Genomic DNA, 17,058 nt, shown 5'->3' with positions numbered 1-17,058 from the left:
CTACAAAAAACCGATATTACCCCGTCTTTTTCAACTGCGTCACCACCAGCTGGTGGCGCGGGTTGTAGAACTTCCGATAGGTCAGGTAGCAGGCAATGATGGTTGACAGGCTCGCCGTGGAAAGCAGCATAAACGTCACCATGATCTGATACTTAATCGCTTTTACCGGATCGATACCGGCAAAGATCAGCCCCGACATCATGCCCGGCAGGCTCACCAGCCCCACCGTTTTGGCAGAATCCACGGTCGGGATCAGCGATGAGCGAATGCTCTCACGAATCAGCCGCGCTGAAGCCACTTTTGGCGTCGCCCCCAGGCTTAACTTCTCCTGCAGCTGCTGCTGTTCACTGCTGAAACGCTGGCCGAGGTTGTTGTAGCACAGGCCAACGGCCACCATGGCGTTTCCCGCAATCATCCCGGAGATAGGGATCACCTGCATCGGCGTAAACTCAATCGAGCCAGAGAGTACCAGCACCGCCAGGGTGAGCGCCGTCCCGGTGGTAATCGCGATAAATGACGAGATAAACGCCTTATCAATATATTTACTGCGTTTCTGTGCGTTCCACGCCGCGTTAAAGCAGATGAAGAGCACCATCAGCAGCGTCAGCACCGCGTGGTTGACGTTGAAAATATACTTCAGCACATAGCCGACGATGATGAGCTGAACCACCGCGCGGCAGATACTCCAGACAATATCTTTTTCCAGGCCCAGCTTTTCCCGGTAGCTGACGACGATAGCAATCAGCACCAGAACCATCGAAAACGCCAGAGATTCATTGGTAATGTTATGCTCACCCACGGTTGGCCTCCTGCATTTTCCCGCCGTGCGGCTGGAGCGTAATCACGTCATCCGCATGGGTAATTTCGTTTGAGTCGTGCGTCACCCACAGCACGGCAATATTCTGCTCGCGGGCGTAACGATGAATAATCTCGTTGACGTTGCGTTTGTTGGCATCATCGAGCGCGCTGGTGATCTCATCCAGCAGCAATACCTTCGGTAAGAACTGCAGATTACGGATCAGCGAGACGCGCTGCTTTTCGCCGCCCGAGAGCTCACTGATGGATTTGGTCAGCGTCTCCTTCGCCAGGCCAAAACGGGCCAGATCGTCGATGAATTTTTCCGGCTCCGGCGTTTTATTGCGGATTTGCCACGGAAAAATCAGGTTATCAAAAACCGTGTCGCCAAAAAGCACGGGCGTTTGGACGCAATAAGAGACCTGCTGGCGATAGCTTTCCGGGGAAAGTGACGCAATATCCTGCCCTTCAAACAGAATGGTTCCCTCCGTTGGGCTCAGCAGTGAGGCCACAATCTTCAGTAAGGTGCTTTTACCGCAGCCTGACGGCCCCGTTATCAGCTTGAACTCACCGGGAGAAAGGTTAAACCCGACGTGCTGAAGGATCGTGTTATTTGCGACACGAAAGCCGACATCCTTTATCTGCAAAACTGCATTTTCGTTGTTCATATTTTTTCCAGTAACTCCTGAGCGTTATTAGCATAATCCGTGCCGCACGTTCGTCACAACGCGTTTTAGCGCCCCCTTTCGCCACCAAGACTTCCGATTGTGTTTACCGTGCATTCATTAGACATGCTTTACACTTTCGCTTTACAGTTTACGCCGTGACCTTAGCGACACTTCCGCATCCCTGGTTTAGAACATTCGTTAAAGTGGTGTTAAGCTCTGCCCGCAACACAATAAGGAAGTACAAGAATGTCTAATATTCACACTTTTTATGAGTTCTCTGAACTTGAACCCGGCGTGAAAACCATCGATCAGCTTCTTGCCGCCATTGCTTCAGAATCCGTTACGGCTTATGTGTTCGGGGGAGAGCTTGTCCGGTTCGTTAAGGGCCTGCTGAAGATGAAGCCGGTCATTCAGCTGAAGAATTGCCGCTTTGCGTTTGATAACGGCACTCGCTTCGTTGAAATCGACGGCAGAGGGAATGTCAAAGAGTTCGAGCCGGGCAAGGTTCCGGCCTGGTTCCAGTCTCCCGGTGAGTTTGCCCGCGGCCAGTGGCTGGTCAACCATGATTTTGCGGACCTGATGACGCCGGAATTTATCCGCGCGTTTATCGAACGCTTCCCGGACGTAAGCAAACGACGCGAACACGCGAACCTGCTGTTCGATCTGCAGCTCAATAAGCTGGCGCCCGCGCAGCCCGCGGCGAAAAAGACCGGCAACGTTCAGGGCAAAACGACCAAACCCAAAGTCACCGATCTGCAGTCTTTCGAACTCTTCAGCCAGTTTTATGCGCGTATGAAAACGGCAGTCTGTGCAGACCAGTTCCCGACGCTGCAAATTCTGACGGGACACGACGCCGTCAACGACGCACCCACCTCTCTGAAGGGCGCGGTACGCACCTGGTTTAAAGGGATCACCGGTCAGCTTCCGCCGAACAACAAGCGCGTGGGCGCGGGCAATGCGGAACTGTTCTGCGCGCCGATCCGCGAGCAGCTGCGCCAGGTCGAAGAGATTGGGCTGGAGACCTTCTATCACGGCCTGTCGAAAGCCATCGCCGATGCGGGTGACGATGCGCTGATCGCTGACTTTACCTACAGCTACCACTAACGCTCTGCCCCGCCCGTCGGACGGGGCGAATTTTAGTCCATTAGCCGATATACTTACGAATAGCAAACACGCGCTTTTTCTCATCAAAGCATGCAAAACAGGAGGTTTTTATGCTCATCGTTGTTCCCGTCCTTATATTCGTCGCGCTGGTTATCGTGGGCGCAGGTGTCAAAATTGTCCCTCAGGGTTACCAGTGGACCGTCGAGCGCTTCGGCCGCTATACCAACACGCTGCAGCCCGGCCTAAGCCTGATTGTGCCGTTCATGGACCGGATTGGTCGCAAGATCAACATGATGGAGCAGGTGCTGGATATCCCCTCTCAGGAAGTGATCTCCAAAGATAACGCCAACGTTACCATTGATGCCGTCTGCTTTATTCAGGTGATTGATGCGCCGAAAGCGGCCTATGAGGTGAGCAACCTGGAGCTGGCGATCGTCAACCTGACGATGACCAATATCCGTACCGTGCTCGGCTCGATGGAGCTGGACGAAATGCTCTCCCAGCGCGACAGCATCAATACCCGCCTGCTGCACATTGTTGACGAGGCAACGAACCCGTGGGGGATCAAAGTCACCCGTATTGAGATCCGCGACGTGCGCCCACCGGCAGAGCTGATCGCCTCCATGAACGCGCAGATGAAGGCCGAGCGTACCAAGCGTGCCTATATTCTGGAAGCCGAAGGGGTCCGTCAGGCGGAGATCCTCAAAGCGGAAGGGGAAAAACAGTCGCAGATCCTGAAAGCCGAAGGCGACCGTCAGTCCGCGTTCTTACAGGCTGAAGCGCGTGAACGTTCCGCAGAAGCGGAAGCCCGCGCAACGCAGATGGTCTCCGAGGCGATTGCCGCCGGTGATATCCAGGCCGTGAACTACTTCGTGGCGCAAAAATATACCGATGCGCTGAAAGAGATCGGCTCCGCGAACAACAGCAAAGTGGTGATGATGCCCCTGGACGCCAGCAGCCTGATGGGCTCTATCGCAGGGATCGCCGAACTGATCAAAGACAGCGGAAACGAGCGTAAAAAATGATTGAGCTCATCGTTGCACATCCTCATGCCTTCTGGCTAAGCCTCGGTGGCTTATTGCTGGCGGCGGAGATGCTTGGCGGCAACGGCTACCTGCTCTGGAGCGGTGTTGCCGCTGTCATTACGGGCCTGCTGGTCTGGATCCTTCCTCTGGGCTGGGCGTGGCAGGGCGCGCTGTTTGCCGTGCTGACGCTGGTTGCCGCCTGGCTGTGGTGGCGCTGGCTTAACCGTCAGGTCAAAGAGCAGAAACCGCTGGACGCGCATCTCAACCAGCGCGGACAGCAGATTGTCGGCAAGCGCTTTACGCTTGACGCCGCGCTGGTGAACGGGCGCGGGCACATGCGCGTGGGCGACAGCTCGTGGCCGGTGGTGGCCGACGACGACCTCAGCGCCGGAACGCAGGTTGAGGTCATTGCGGTGGAAGGGATTACGCTGCGGGTAAAAGCCTGCTAGACGTGGGTTTTGCGATGGCAGCAGCCGGCAAGATTATCAATAATCGGGCAGTCGGCGCTGTCATCACCCGGACAGGATTCCGCCAGCTGCAGCAGCTGTTCACGCATCGCCTGTAGCTCGATGATGTGGCGCTCGATCTCCGCCACTTTTTCCAGCGTGCGTTTTTTCACGTCCGCGCTGTGGCGCTTCGGATTGTTAAACAGGTTAACCAGCTCGCCGCACTCTTCCAGGTTAAACCCCACCTGTCTTGCCTGGCGCAGCAGCGTCAGTTCATCGAGATGCAGCTGCGTGTAGCTGCGGTAGCCGTTTTCACTGCGCAGCGGTGGCGTTACCAGCCCCTTCTCTTCATAAAAGCGGATCGCCTTGCTGGTTAAGCCGGTTTTTTTTGCCACGTCACTGATATTCACATTTCCCCCTTGACCTTCCCCTTGATGGAAGGTTTAACCTTCATAACAGTTAGCGAAAAGCGTTACTCCGGTCAACAACTGACCAATATATTATACGGGAGTTTTGTTATGTCTCACACTATCGACCTGACGCTGGACGGCCTCTCCTGCGGCCACTGCGTCAAACGCGTTAAAGAAAGCCTGGAACAGCGTCCTGACGTTGAAAGCGCTGAAGTGACTATCGACCATGCCGCCGTGACCGGCAGCGCCAGCGCGGACGCGCTGATTGATACTATTAAACAGGCCGGTTATGGGGCGGAGTTAAGCCACCCAAAGGCTAACCCGCTGGCAGAGTCATCATCCCCGTCGGAAGCACTGACAGCGGCCACTCCTGAGCTTCCGGCAGCGGATGATATTGATGACAGCCAACAGCTGCTGATCAACGGCATGAGCTGCGCCAGCTGCGTCTCCCGCGTGCAGAACGCCCTGCAGGCGGTACCGGGCGTCGCACAGGCACGGGTCAACCTTGCGGAGCGTACTGCGCTGGTGATGGGCAGTGCCTCCGCCGCAGATTTAGTGCAGGCCGTGGAAAAAGCGGGCTACGGGGCGGAGGCCATCGAAGATGATGCCGAGCGCCGCGAACGCCAGCAGGAAACGGCTATTGCCACCATGAAGCGCTTCCGCTGGCAGGCGATCGTCGCCCTGCTGGTCGGTATTCCGGTGATGGTGTGGGGCATGATGGGTGACAACATGATGGTCACCGCAGACAACCGCACGCTGTGGCTGGTGATTGGTTTAGTTACCCTTGCGGTCATGGTCTTTGCGGGTGGGCATTTTTATACCAGCGCCTGGAAGAGCCTGAAAAACCGCACGGCGACGATGGATACGCTGGTTGCGCTCGGTACCGGCGCGGCGTGGCTTTACTCCATGAGCGTGAACGTCTGGCCCCAGTGGTTCCCGATGGAAGCCCGCCATCTCTATTATGAAGCCAGCGCCATGATTATCGGCCTGATTAACCTGGGCCACATGCTGGAAGCGCGCGCTCGTCAGCGCTCCTCGAAAGCGCTGGAACGCTTGCTCGATTTAACCCCGCCGACGGCCCGCGTGGTCACGGACGATGGGGAAAAAAGCGTCCCGCTGGCTGAGGTACAGCCGGGCATGACGCTGCGCCTGACCACCGGCGACCGGGTGCCCGTCGACGGTGAAATCAATCAGGGCGACGCCTGGCTGGATGAAGCGATGTTGACCGGGGAGCCGATCCCCCAGCAAAAATCACAGGGCGATGCGGTTCATGCCGGTACGGTAGTGCAGGACGGCAGCGTGCTGTTCCGCGCCAGTGCCGTCGGTAGCCACACCACGCTGTCGCGTATTATCCGCATGGTCCGCCAGGCCCAGAGCAGCAAGCCGGAGATTGGCCAGCTTGCTGACAAAATCTCGGCCATTTTTGTGCCGGTAGTGATCGGCATTGCTCTGCTGAGCGCGGCGATCTGGTATTTCTTCGGCCCGGCACCGCAGATTGTCTACACCCTGGTCATCGCCACCACGGTGCTGATCATCGCCTGTCCGTGCGCTCTTGGCCTGGCGACGCCGATGTCGATTATCTCCGGCGTGGGCCGTGCCGCCGAGTTTGGCGTGCTGGTCCGTGATGCGGATGCCCTGCAGCGGGCGAGCACCCTGGATACGATTGTCTTTGATAAAACCGGTACGCTGACCGAAGGCAAACCGCAGGTAGTGGCCGTGAGCACCGCAGGCATTGCGCAAGAGGATGCGCTGCGCCTTGCCGCCGCGCTGGAGCAAGGTTCCAGCCACCCGCTGGCCCGCGCCATTCTCGACAAAGCGGGCAATGCAGCCCTGCCGCAGGTCAGCAATTTCCGTACCCTGCGCGGGCTTGGCGTCAGCGGTGAAGCCGACGGCCACGCGCTGCTGCTGGGTAACCAGGCGCTGCTGAATGAAAACGGTGTTGATACGTCCGCGCTGGAAGAAGAGCTGAAAGCACAGGCGTCTCGGGGCGCCACCCTGGTTCTGCTGGCGGTGGATGGCAAAGCCGCCGCGCTGCTGGCCGTGCGCGATCCGCTTCGCCAGGACAGCGTGGATGCCTTACAGCGCCTGCACCGCGCGGGCTATCGCCTGGTGATGCTGACCGGGGATAACCCGACCACCGCCAACGCCATCGCAAAAGAGGCCGGTATTGATGAGGTGATTGCGGGCGTGCTGCCGGACGGCAAAGCGGATGCCATCAAGAACCTGCAAAGTCAGGGTCGCCAGGTGGCGATGGTGGGCGACGGCATCAACGACGCCCCGGCGCTGGCCCAGGCGGACGTAGGGATAGCCATGGGTGGCGGGAGCGATGTCGCCATCGAAACCGCGGCCATCACGCTGATGCGCCACAGCCTGATGGGCGTGGCCGACGCCCTGGCCATTTCGAAAGCTACGTTGCGCAACATGAAGCAGAACCTGCTCGGGGCGTTCGTCTATAACTCGCTCGGTATTCCGGTTGCTGCCGGCATTTTGTGGCCGCTGACCGGCACCCTGCTGAACCCGGTGGTTGCGGGTGCGGCGATGGCACTCTCCTCCATTACCGTGGTGAGCAATGCCAACCGTCTGCTGCGGTTTAAACCGAAGGATTGAACCTTGTTCTCGTACGCGCTAGCATGACCCTTTCCGGTCATGGAGCGCGTATGAGTCTGTTTAATCGTATAAAAGCATCGTTTCGCGCCCTCTTCCCCCGCCGCTATGCCTGGCCCGGCCTAAATATTTCGCTTCCCGGCGGGCAACACCTGCACCTGGTCGGCAGCATCCATATGGGCACGCAGGGAATGTCTCCTCTGCCATCCGGTCTGATAAAACGCCTGAAGCGCGCCGACGCGCTGGTCGTCGAGGCGGACATTTCCGGCCACGAGTCGCCGTTTGCCGGGCTTGAAAGCGATCTCCCGCTGGCGGAGCGCCTGAACGACGACCAGCTCGCGGAGCTGAGGCGCGTGGCGGCAGAAACCGGCGTGTCGCTCTCCATGATTGACACCCTGCCGCTGTGGCAAATTGCAATGGTGCTGCAGGCCACGCAGGCGCAGCGTCTGGGCCTGCGCGGTGACTACGGCATTGATTACCAGCTGCTGAACGTGGCGCGGGCGCGCCGTATGCCCATCATCGAGCTTGAAGGGACGGACAGCCAGATTGCGCTCCTGCGCCAGCTTCCTGACGACGGTCTGATGCTGCTGAATGATACCCTGACCCACTGGCACACCAACGCGCGTCTGCTGCAAACCATGATTGGCTGGTGGCTGGATGCGCCGCCCGCGGACGGTAAGCTGGCGCTACCGTCGACGTTCAGTGAATCGCTTTATGATGTGCTGATGAATGCGCGCAACAAAGCCTGGCGAGAGACGCTGCATGCTTTACCTGCGGGGGAGTACGTGGTCGCGGTCGGGGCGCTGCATTTATACGGCGAAGGGAATTTGCCGTCGCTGTTGAAATAAAAAAATGGCCAATATCTCTATTGGCCCGTCAAAGAGGAATTTCATCGTTTTTATTATACCGAAGTGACCTTCGGCTGAGCCGATTGTCGCTCAAAGTGACCATCACTGCCAACACTATTGCGCAAGATGGTGCTATTTTTTAGACAAACGTCAGGCGTATGCTGGCTGCATGAATTGTCTGTCGTAAGAAGGATAGCTATGACTCCCGCCGTTAAATTACTCGAAAAAAACAATATTTCTTTCCGGATCCATACCTACGATCACGATCCGAACGAAACCAACTTTGGTGATGAAGTGGTGCGCAAGCTGGGGCTGAACGCTGACCAGGTCTATAAAACGCTGCTGGTCGCGGTGAATGGCGATATGAAGCACCTCGCCGTGGCGGTAACGCCCGTTGCCGGACAGCTCGATCTCAAAAAGGTAGCGAAAGCGCTGGGGGCGAAAAAGGTCGATATGGCGGACCCGATGGTTGCGCAACGCACCACGGGCTATCTGGTGGGCGGGATCAGCCCGCTCGGACAGAAAAAACGCCTGCCGACGCTGATCGATGCGCCTTCGCAGGAATTTGAGACGATCTATATTTCGGGCGGTAAACGCGGGCTGGATATTGAACTGGCCGCGGGCGATCTGGCGAAAATGCTGGATGCGAAGTTTGCGGATATTGCCCGCCGGGAGTAAAAAAAGCCGGGTGGCGGCTACGAGGTAAAAGCAAAACGGTAACAGGCGTTACCGTTTTTTGTGTTCGCGCCCTCTCCCGGTGGGAGAGGGTTGGAGTGAGGACATCAGGCCGCACAACACTACTGCCAGCTCACCTCACCTTTCGGCTCATAGGCATTCACGTCAATCGGCGAATTCTGCTCGATGTACTGCTTCAGCACTTCCGCATCAATAAAACCGGTGTTTACGTAGCCCGGTTTATTATCGATGTGCGGATAGCCGTCGCCGCCGGTGGCGTTAAAGCTTAACGTCGCCAGACGGTAGGTTTTCGCCGGATCGACCGGCTCGCCTTTGATTTTCAGATCGTTGAGCTTGCCGTCCTTCGCCACAAAGCTGACGTTGGCAAACTGCGGATAGGCACCCGAGTCCGGCTTCATCTGCGCCACGGCGGTCAGGTAGTCAACGACCTCTCTCCCGCTCATATCCGCATACACCACCACGTTGCCGAACGGCTGCACCTTCAGCACGTCTTTATAGGTGATGTTTCCGCCTTCGATGGAGTCACGAATGCCGCCGCCGCTCATCACGCCGAAGTCCGCATTCGTGCGCGCCATCTGCGCCGCCAGCACCAGATGGCCCATGTTGGTCTGCACGAAGCGGACTTTACTGCGGTCCCCTTCCAGACGACCGTTCAGCGTGCCGATTTTCACCTCCAGCTGCGCCTTGCCTTTGTTCTGGAACGGCGTCAGCAGGGAGAGCATCTGCTGGTTTTCAGCAATCTCTGGCGTGTAAAGTACGCGCTCGCTTTTCCCGTCCGGGTAGGTGACTTTCTTCTTCAGGTTCACCGGGATGAGCTGATAGCGCACCAGCTTCATCTCACCGTTACGAAACTCAAAGTCCGCCCGCCCCACGTATTTACCCCACTCGTGGGCCTGCACAATCCAGATCCCGTTCTGACGATCTGGCGCACACGGCGTGCCCGGCACGTAGTCCACCTGCTTTTTGTTCTCCGACGCCATGCACACCGGATCCTGCGAGTGACCGCCCACAATCATCGCCAGCGAGCCCGCTGGCAGGCTGCGCGCCATCTCCACGTCGCCGGGCGCATTGGAGCCGTGCTCGCCGTTATCGTAGTGTCCCATGTGGGTAGTGGCGATAATCACGTCCGGCTTTTCGTTCTGCTGCAGCTCCTGAATCACCAGCTTCGCTTCGTCTGCCGGTTTGCGGAATTCGATATCGGTGAAGAACTCAGGGTTACCGATTTTTGCCGTATCGTCGGTGGTTAAGCCGATGACCGCAATTTTGAGATCCTGACGCTTAAACAGCGCCCACGGTTTAAACAGACGTTCGCCGGTGCTTTTCTGGTAAATATTGGCGGAGAGGAACGGGAATTTGGACCATTTCTCCTGCTGGCGCAGCACGCTCAGCGGATTATCAAACTCGTGGTTGCCGACGGCCATCGCGTCGTAACCGATTAAATTCATGCCGCGGAAATCGGGTTCAGCATCCTGTAAATCCGATTCCGGCACGCCGGTATTAATATCCCCGCCTGAGAGCAACAGCACGCTGCCGCCCTGGGCCGCCACCTCTTTGCGAATGCCGTCCACCAGCGTTTTTTGCGCCGACAGACCATACTCGCCGTATTCACTGCGCCAGAAATGACCGTGATGATCGTTGGTATGCAGAATGGTGATTTTATAGGTTTTATCTTTTTCATACGCCTGCGCGGGCAGGCTTGCCAGGCCCCATGCGGCAATAAGCGCCAGCGCGACGCCCCGCTTCATTAACTTCATCTTCTCTCTCCCTGACCAATAGACAAAGGCAAAAATTACAGTGACTAACAAGAATAGACAAATAAGTTTTCAGAATTGCGACTTTCTTCAAATGTCACGGACGAGTATGTTAGTCGGATAATAATTACTCCCTGCATCTCTAATAACAAATTGACGTGGAATTTATGGCAATCAGTGAATCAACCCAGCCCGCTCCGGGCGCGCCGGCGTCGCGCACCTCTTTTAAAGTTTTAGGCGCAATCAGCCTCTCGCACCTGCTCAACGACATGATCCAGTCGTTGATTCTGGCGATCTACCCGCTGCTGCAGTCCGAGTTTTCGTTAACCTTCGTACAGATCGGGATGATCACCCTGACCTTCCAGCTGGCCTCGTCGCTGCTGCAGCCGGTGGTGGGTTACTGGACGGATAAATACCCGATGCCGTGGTCGCTGCCGATAGGCATGTGCTTTACCTTAAGCGGGCTGGTGCTGCTGGCCATGGCAGGCAGTTTTGAAGCGGTTCTGCTCGCCGCCGCGCTGGTGGGAACCGGCTCGTCCGTCTTCCATCCGGAATCGTCCCGCGTGGCGCGTATGGCCTCCGGTGGCCGTCACGGGCTGGCGCAGTCACTCTTCCAGGTAGGGGGCAACTTCGGTAGCTCCCTCGGCCCGCTGCTGGCGGCGGTGATTATCGCCCCGTATGGCAAAGGCAATGTGGCCTGGTTTGTGCTGGCCGCCCTGCTCGCCATTGTCGTGCTGGCACAAATCAGCCGCTGGTACGCCGCCCAGCATCGCGTGAACAAGGGGAAACCTAAAGCGAAGGTTATCAATCCCCTGCCTCGTAATAAGGTCATTCTTGCGGTTTCCGTGCTGCTGGTGCTGATTTTCTCCAAATACTTCTATATGGCGAGCATTAGCAGCTATTACACCTTTTATCTAATGCAAAAATTCGGATTATCGGTACAAAACGCGCAGTTTCACCTGTTTGCTTTCCTCTTCGCGGTGGCCGCAGGAACGGTCATTGGCGGGCCGGTGGGGGATAAAATTGGCCGTAAATATGTCATTTGGGGCTCTATCCTCGGGGTGGCGCCGTTTACCCTTATTTTGCCGTACGCAAGTCTGGAATGGACCGGGATTTTAACCGTGATAATCGGTTTTATCCTCGCCTCCGCGTTTTCCGCCATCCTGGTCTATGCTCAGGAGCTGCTGCCGGGCCGTATAGGTATGGTTTCCGGGCTCTTTTTCGGTTTCGCCTTTGGGATGGGCGGCCTTGGCGCAGCCGTATTAGGGATGGTTGCGGATCACACCAGCATCTTCCTGGTTTACAAAATTTGCGCTTTCCTGCCGCTTCTTGGGATGTTGACCATATTCCTGCCTGATAATCGTCATAAAGCGTGATTTACGGGTAGCTAAAGTTATGCTTTGGCTACCCTCCCCCCTTATGCGATAAGGGTTTCCTCTTCATCCCCACTCTGAATTTATCAATATGCGCCTTTTTAATCGCATATTGCCGTTTTATTCAAACTTCAACAATTATTCATAAACATAAGGGCAAAAATTGTCATAAACTATTACCTGGCTTTTTGGTATTCACGCCAAAAATGGAACACTCACCACGAAAGGAGACGGAATGCACCACGCCACACCGCTTATTACCACCATTGTTGGTGGACTTGTGCTCGCTTTTATCCTTGGCATGATTGCCAATAAGCTGCGTATTTCTCCTCTTGTCGGCTATTTGTTAGCGGGTGTACTGGCGGGGCCTTTCACGCCAGGCTTCGTGGCGGATACCAAACTGGCGCCAGAGCTGGCGGAACTGGGCGTGATCCTGCTGATGTTTGGCGTCGGTCTGCATTTTTCGCTGAAGGACCTGATGGCGGTAAAGTCGATCGCCATACCCGGAGCGATCGCCCAGATAGGGGTGGCGACGCTGCTGGGCATGGCGCTTTCGGCAGTGCTGGGCTGGTCGCTGATGACCGGCATCGTCTTTGGGCTGTGCCTCTCCACCGCCAGTACCGTGGTGCTGCTGCGCGCGCTTGAAGAGAGGCAGTTGATAGACAGCCAGCGCGGGCAAATCGCGATTGGCTGGCTGATTGTAGAAGATCTGGTGATGGTGTTGACGCTGGTGCTGCTGCCCGCCGTCGCCGGGATGATGGAAAAAGAGAACATCGGCTTCGCCTCGCTGGCGCTGGATATGAGCATCACCATCGGTAAGGTGGTGGCCTTTATCGCCATCATGATGCTGGTGGGCCGCCGTCTGGTGCCGTGGATCATGTCCCGCAGCGCGGCGACCGGCTCCCGCGAGCTGTTTACTCTCTCCGTGCTGGCGCTGGCGCTGGGCATCGCCTTCGGTGCCGTTGAGCTGTTTGATGTCTCCTTTGCCCTGGGGGCGTTCTTCGCCGGGATGGTGCTGAACGAATCCGAGCTGAGCCACCGTGCGGCGCACGACACGCTGCCGCTGCGCGATGCGTTTGCCGTGCTGTTCTTCGTCTCCGTCGGGATGCTGTTCGATCCGCTGGTACTGATCCAGCAGCCGCTGGCCGTGCTGGGCACGCTGGCGATCATTATTTTTGGTAAGTCGCTCGCGGCTTTCTTCCTGGTGCGAATGTTCGGCCACTCCCCGCGCACGGCGCTGACCATTGCCGCCAGCCTGGCGCAGATTGGCGAGTTCGCCTTTATTCTGGCCGGTCTGGGCATGGCCCTGAACCTGCTGCCACAGGCGGGGCAAAATCTGGTGCTGGCGGGGGCAATCCTCTCCATCATGCTAAACCCGGTATTGTTTGCCCTGCTGGAAAAATACCTCGAGAAGACCGAAACCCTCGAAGAGCAGACGCTGGAAGAGGCAACGGAAGAAGAGAAGCAGATCCCGGTGGATATTTGTAATCACGCCCTGCTGGTGGGCTTTGGCCGCGTCGGCAGCCTGCTCGGCGAGAAGCTGATGGCGCAGGGGATCCCGCTGGTGGTGATTGAGACGTCACGCACCCGCGTGGATGAGCTTCGCGAGCGCGGGATTCGTGCGGTGCTGGGCAATGCGGCGAACGAAGAGATCATGGAGCTGGCGCATCTGGACTGCGCCCGCTGGCTGCTGCTGACCATTCCAAACGGTTATGAAGCGGGTGAGATTGTGGCCTCCGCGCGTGAGAAGTGCCCCGGTATTGAGATCATTGCCCGAGCGCACTATGACGACGAGGTGGAGTACATTACCGAGCGCGGCGCGAATCAGGTGGTGATGGGCGAGCGTGAGATTGCGAACACCATGCTGACGCTGCTGACGAAGCCGCCAGTTGAAGAGGCGGTTACGGGGTAAGTTTGCTGCGGCCTGATGCCCTCACCCTGGCCCTCTCCACAGGGAGAGGGAACAAATACTAAAAACGGCAACCACAGGTTGCCGTTTTGCTTTTACCTGTCCCAGTACGCCTCTTCGAGGCTGTCTTCTCGTTCCGGCAGTCCACGCGTTAAGCGTGGAGAATGCTGGTTCAGCACCTGGTAGCTCACGCGGTTCGCGTACTTGCACACCTGCGCCAGCGACGAATAGGTCAGCCAGCTGAACTTGTGCTTGCTGGAGTTCGGCACGTTAGTTTTGTGATAGGCGTTCGCGGTAATGTCATGCAGCAGCGCGGCCAGCGCGCCGTCGCCCGCGCCGTTAGTGTTCATGATCTTCTCCGGCCCGCCCATATACGGCGCAATGTGGGAGTAGATACGCAGCGGATTCACGCAGTCTTTGTGGCGCATGCCGCGGCTGAACTCGTACTGGTTGAACTCCGCAATCGCCCCCGGCAGCAGCGGGTGCTGGGTTTTGCGCTTGCTCTCTTCTTCCGTGAACCCCGCCATATACAGCCCAACCGGACCCGCGGTGCAGAGCACCAGATCCACCCAATCCAACGCTTTGTCGGACGCCAGTAGCGGATCGCTTTCACCGGTAAGCGCCTCGGCCTCTTCTTCGTTCATCGCCAGAATGGAGACGTGCTCTTTCAGGAAGGTCTGCCACCACTCCGGGTTATCGGCAATCACGAATTTGGTGCCCAGCGTCAGAACGACGGGCACGTCGTACTTTTTCGCGTACTCAATCGCCTTCATGGTCGCCTCAGGCATCGGCTCGCCCGGCTTGCAGCGCACCAGGTAGGAGGTCAGCACCAGCGCAGACGCGCCCGCGATCACCTCTTCGGGAATGCTTTCCGCGCGCAGCTTGTTCATGTGGCCCGGGCTGATGGCAAAGGTACGCTCGCCGGATTCGCCGATCAGCGTAAAGCAGCGGCCAATCGGCCCGTCTACGCCCTGGAGATAGTTAAGATCGGTGCGGCTGGAGGTGTTACACAGGTAGCGGTAGGCGTAGCCACCGATTTCGATATTGCTGCACATCACGCCGAGCAGCACCGAGCGGTCATCTGCCAGCACCGAGTAGTTGTGCATGGTGTTGCCGATGGTGCCGCCAGCGAACTGATGGGTAATCAGATTTTCGCGCACCAGCTCCTGGTACAGCGCTTCGGCAACGTCGTCCTCAATCACCAGCGAGTGACCGGCGCTCAGACCGTAACGGGCGACAAACTCATCATCCACTTTCGCTTCAATGTCCACCAGCGTCTGGTCGATACCGACAACCCAGGCCGCGCTGGTTTCATTTTCAGGCTGGATTTGCTGCAGGAGCGGATCGCGGGCATCGACGGGAAAGTAGTGTTTGGATTTGCGTTTACCGGGAAATTTCATGGTCTGAACTGTACGAAGAATATGGGCCGGGAATGGTAGCACAAACCCGGCCCGGAGTGCGATCAGCGGCTGTTCGTCACCAGCGAGACCATCATGTCGATATGCTCAGGTGAGTCGTTAAGCGCCGGAATGTACTCATACTTTTCGCCTCCGGCCTCAAGGAAAAATTCCCGGTTTTGCACCGCGATCTCCTCCAGCGTTTCAAGACAGTCCGCCGAGAAGCCCGGCGACATCACCTGAATGTGCTTCACGCCCTTCTCGCCGAGCATTTTGAGGGTTTCATCGGTGTACGGCGTCAGCCACGGCTCGCGGCCAAAGCGCGACTGGAAGGTCATCATCACCTTCTCCGGCGGCAGGCCAAGGGCGGAGACCAGCTCGCGGGTGGTATCGCGGCAGCGCTGGGGGTAATCATCCCCTTCATTGGCGAAACGTTGCGGAATACCGTGATAGGAGAGCAGCAGCAGATCCGGTTCGCCGTGCTTTTCAAACGATGCTCGGGCGCTGTTGGCAAGCGCCTTAATGTAGAGATCGTTATCCGCATAATCGCGAATAAAGGTCACGCCCGGAATGCGGCGACGCGTCTTCAGAATACGCGCCAGCTCGTCCCAGACGGCGGCCACCGTCGAGCAGGAGTACTGCGGATACAAGGCCAGCACAACGATATGATCCACGCCCTGTGCCAGCAGCGCGTCGACGGCGCTTTCCAGAGAAGGTTTACCGTAGCTCATGCCGAGTGCGACGGGCATATCCGGCAGACGGGCGGCCAGCGCTTTTTCCTGACGACGGCTGTACACCATCAGCGGCGAGCCCTCTTCCATCCAGACGGACTGATAAAGTTTGGCAACGCGCGGAGAGCGAATCGGCAGAATGACGCCACGCAGCAGCGGCCACCACAGCAGTCTCGGAAAATCCACGACGCGCGTGTCGCTTAAAAATTGTCGCAGGTAGCGTTTTACCGCCGCTGGAGTGGGTGCTTCTGGGGTGCCCAGATTGGCAAGCAGGATGCCGGTTTTCGCCTGACTCATTCACGCCTCTTAACCATTTGATAGGTTGTCAATTGTAGCGGAAATGCGTTTAAACGAAACCCATTGCTGTAATAGGTAAGATGAGAATATTTCTCACCCGGAAACCCGGGTGAGAGGCGCGTGATTAGCCGAGGATTTTTTCCAGCTCTGCACGTACGTCAGCCACGGCTTTGGTGCCGTCAACTTTGGCGTATTTGGTGTTACCCGCCTGCGCTTCTTTGGTGTAGTAGCCAATCAGCGGCGCGGTCATCTGATGGTATTCCACCAGGCGTTTACGCACGGTCTCTTCCTGATCGTCTTTACGGGTGGTCAGCTCTTCGCCGGTCACGTCGTCTTTGCCTTCAACCTTAGGCGGGTTGAATTTGATGTGGTAAACGCGGCCAGAGGCAGCGTGCACGCGACGGCCAACGATACGGTCAACGATCAGCTCGTCCGGTACGTCGAACTCCAGCACGTAGTCCACGTTGATGCCCGCTTCTTTCATGGCGTCAGCCTGAGGAATGGTGCGCGGGAAGCCGTCCAGCAGGAAACCGTTACGGCAGTCTTCCTGCGCAATGCGCTCTTTAACCAGCGCGATAACCAGCTCGTCGGTTACCAGCTTGCCTGCGTCCATGATGTCTTTCGCTTGTTTACCCAGCTCGGAGCCAGATTTTACAGCGGCGCGCAGCATGTCACCGGTGGAGATTTGCGGAATACCGTATTTCTCCATGATGAACTGAGCCTGAGTTCCTTTACCCGCGCCCGGAGCGCCAAGCAGAATAATACGCATTGCGAAAATCCCCTCAAATGTCGTTTCAATTTTTCAAAAGCGCTAAACAATACCACCAGAACGGGCGTGGCTCAAGGAAGGCGGGAAGGCTGAAACGGTTAATGGGGGGAGATAATTTGGGAGAGTGCGGTCTGGTGCCCTCACCCCGGCCCTCTCCCACTGTACAGTCCGGGGACATGGTAGACAGGTGTTCGGGGACATGGTGAACACTTTTTAACATCCTTTACCCATGGTG

General features: G+C 57.3%; 15 protein-coding genes. 8 read left to right on the top strand and 7 right to left on the bottom strand.

Going from position 1 to position 17,058, the window contains the following annotated elements:
* Positions 1–16: 16 nt before the first annotated feature.
* The gene (fetB, locus tag IM314_RS10070) at positions 17–799 is read right to left on the bottom strand and encodes an iron export ABC transporter permease subunit FetB (protein WP_045260704.1); all 783 of its coding nucleotides are present in this window, start codon (positions 797–799) and stop codon (positions 17–19) included.
* The gene (fetA, locus tag IM314_RS10065; protein WP_028012209.1) at positions 792–1,463 is read right to left on the bottom strand and encodes an iron ABC transporter ATP-binding protein FetA; all 672 of its coding nucleotides are present in this window, start codon (positions 1,461–1,463) and stop codon (positions 792–794) included. Before fetA ends, fetB begins: the two co-directional genes overlap by 8 nt.
* A 246-nt stretch (positions 1,464–1,709) precedes the next feature.
* Here fetA and IM314_RS10060 point away from each other — a divergent pair, with 246 nt between their 5' ends.
* The 3 genes from IM314_RS10060 to IM314_RS10050 all read left to right on the top strand — a co-directional run bounded on the left by IM314_RS10060 (position 1,710) and on the right by IM314_RS10050 (position 4,041).
* On the top strand, positions 1,710–2,567 hold the full coding sequence (locus IM314_RS10060; protein ID WP_041911048.1) for a hypothetical protein: 858 nt from the start codon (positions 1,710–1,712) through the stop codon (positions 2,565–2,567).
* Between the two features lie 110 nt (positions 2,568–2,677).
* Entirely contained in the window at positions 2,678–3,592 is a 915-nt protein-coding gene (locus IM314_RS10055; protein WP_008499312.1) for an SPFH domain-containing protein, read from the top strand.
* The gene (locus tag IM314_RS10050) at positions 3,589–4,041 is read left to right on the top strand and encodes an NfeD family protein (protein WP_028012207.1); all 453 of its coding nucleotides are present in this window, start codon (positions 3,589–3,591) and stop codon (positions 4,039–4,041) included. Before IM314_RS10055 ends, IM314_RS10050 begins: the two co-directional genes overlap by 4 nt.
* Here IM314_RS10050 and cueR read toward each other — a convergent pair.
* Entirely contained in the window at positions 4,038–4,448 is a 411-nt protein-coding gene (gene cueR / locus IM314_RS10045) for a Cu(I)-responsive transcriptional regulator (protein WP_048957356.1), read from the bottom strand. The two genes, IM314_RS10050 and cueR, sit on opposite strands and share 4 nt — an antisense overlap.
* Before the next feature lie 108 nt (positions 4,449–4,556).
* Here cueR and copA point away from each other — a divergent pair, with 108 nt between their 5' ends.
* The 3 genes from copA to ybaK all read left to right on the top strand — a co-directional run bounded on the left by copA (position 4,557) and on the right by ybaK (position 8,578).
* Positions 4,557–7,055, top strand: a complete 2,499-nt coding sequence (gene copA, locus IM314_RS10040; protein WP_041911049.1) for a copper-exporting P-type ATPase CopA — start codon at positions 4,557–4,559, stop codon at positions 7,053–7,055.
* Positions 7,056–7,105: 50 nt separating this feature from the next.
* Positions 7,106–7,900 (top strand): TraB/GumN family protein, encoded by a 795-nt coding sequence (locus IM314_RS10035; RefSeq protein ID WP_193359302.1) that lies wholly within the window; start codon positions 7,106–7,108, stop codon positions 7,898–7,900.
* Between the two features lie 198 nt (positions 7,901–8,098).
* Positions 8,099–8,578, top strand: a complete 480-nt coding sequence (gene ybaK / locus IM314_RS10030; protein WP_008499307.1) for a Cys-tRNA(Pro)/Cys-tRNA(Cys) deacylase YbaK — start codon at positions 8,099–8,101, stop codon at positions 8,576–8,578.
* Positions 8,579–8,697: 119 nt separating this feature from the next.
* Here the strand turns inward: ybaK and ushA are convergent, their stop codons facing one another.
* Positions 8,698–10,350, bottom strand: coding sequence for a bifunctional UDP-sugar hydrolase/5'-nucleotidase UshA (gene ushA, locus IM314_RS10025; protein ID WP_060573171.1), 1,653 nt, complete (start codon positions 10,348–10,350; stop codon positions 8,698–8,700).
* A 164-nt stretch (positions 10,351–10,514) separates the two neighbouring features.
* On the opposite strand from ushA, the gene IM314_RS10020 reads away from it, so the two are divergent.
* Positions 10,515–11,723, top strand: a complete 1,209-nt coding sequence (locus tag IM314_RS10020) for an MFS transporter (protein ID WP_028012201.1) — start codon at positions 10,515–10,517, stop codon at positions 11,721–11,723.
* A 232-nt stretch (positions 11,724–11,955) separates the two neighbouring features.
* On the top strand, positions 11,956–13,632 hold the full coding sequence (gene ybaL, locus IM314_RS10015) for a YbaL family putative K(+) efflux transporter (protein WP_041911052.1): 1,677 nt from the start codon (positions 11,956–11,958) through the stop codon (positions 13,630–13,632).
* Positions 13,633–13,724: 92 nt separating this feature from the next.
* Here ybaL and IM314_RS10010 read toward each other — a convergent pair whose 3' ends face one another.
* The 3 genes from IM314_RS10010 to adk form a co-directional block, all read right to left on the bottom strand.
* Positions 13,725–15,029: an inosine/guanosine kinase gene (locus IM314_RS10010; protein ID WP_045260696.1), complete on the bottom strand. Its 1,305-nt coding sequence runs from the start codon at positions 15,027–15,029 to the stop codon at positions 13,725–13,727.
* Positions 15,030–15,091: 62 nt separating this feature from the next.
* A complete protein-coding gene (gene hemH / locus IM314_RS10005) occupies positions 15,092–16,054 on the bottom strand; it encodes a ferrochelatase (RefSeq protein ID WP_041911054.1) in 963 nt (320 codons plus the stop codon).
* A 124-nt stretch (positions 16,055–16,178) separates the two neighbouring features.
* The gene (adk, locus tag IM314_RS10000; protein ID WP_006809841.1) at positions 16,179–16,823 is read right to left on the bottom strand and encodes an adenylate kinase; all 645 of its coding nucleotides are present in this window, start codon (positions 16,821–16,823) and stop codon (positions 16,179–16,181) included.
* Positions 16,824–17,058 lie beyond the last annotated feature (235 nt).

It is taken from the genome of Enterobacter cloacae complex sp. P42RS (assembly GCF_014930595.1).
GTDB lineage: Bacteria > Pseudomonadota > Gammaproteobacteria > Enterobacterales > Enterobacteriaceae > Enterobacter > Enterobacter bugandensis.
The sequence above is the reverse complement of the archived record's forward strand: the minus strand, read 5'-3'. Positions and strand labels throughout refer to the sequence as shown.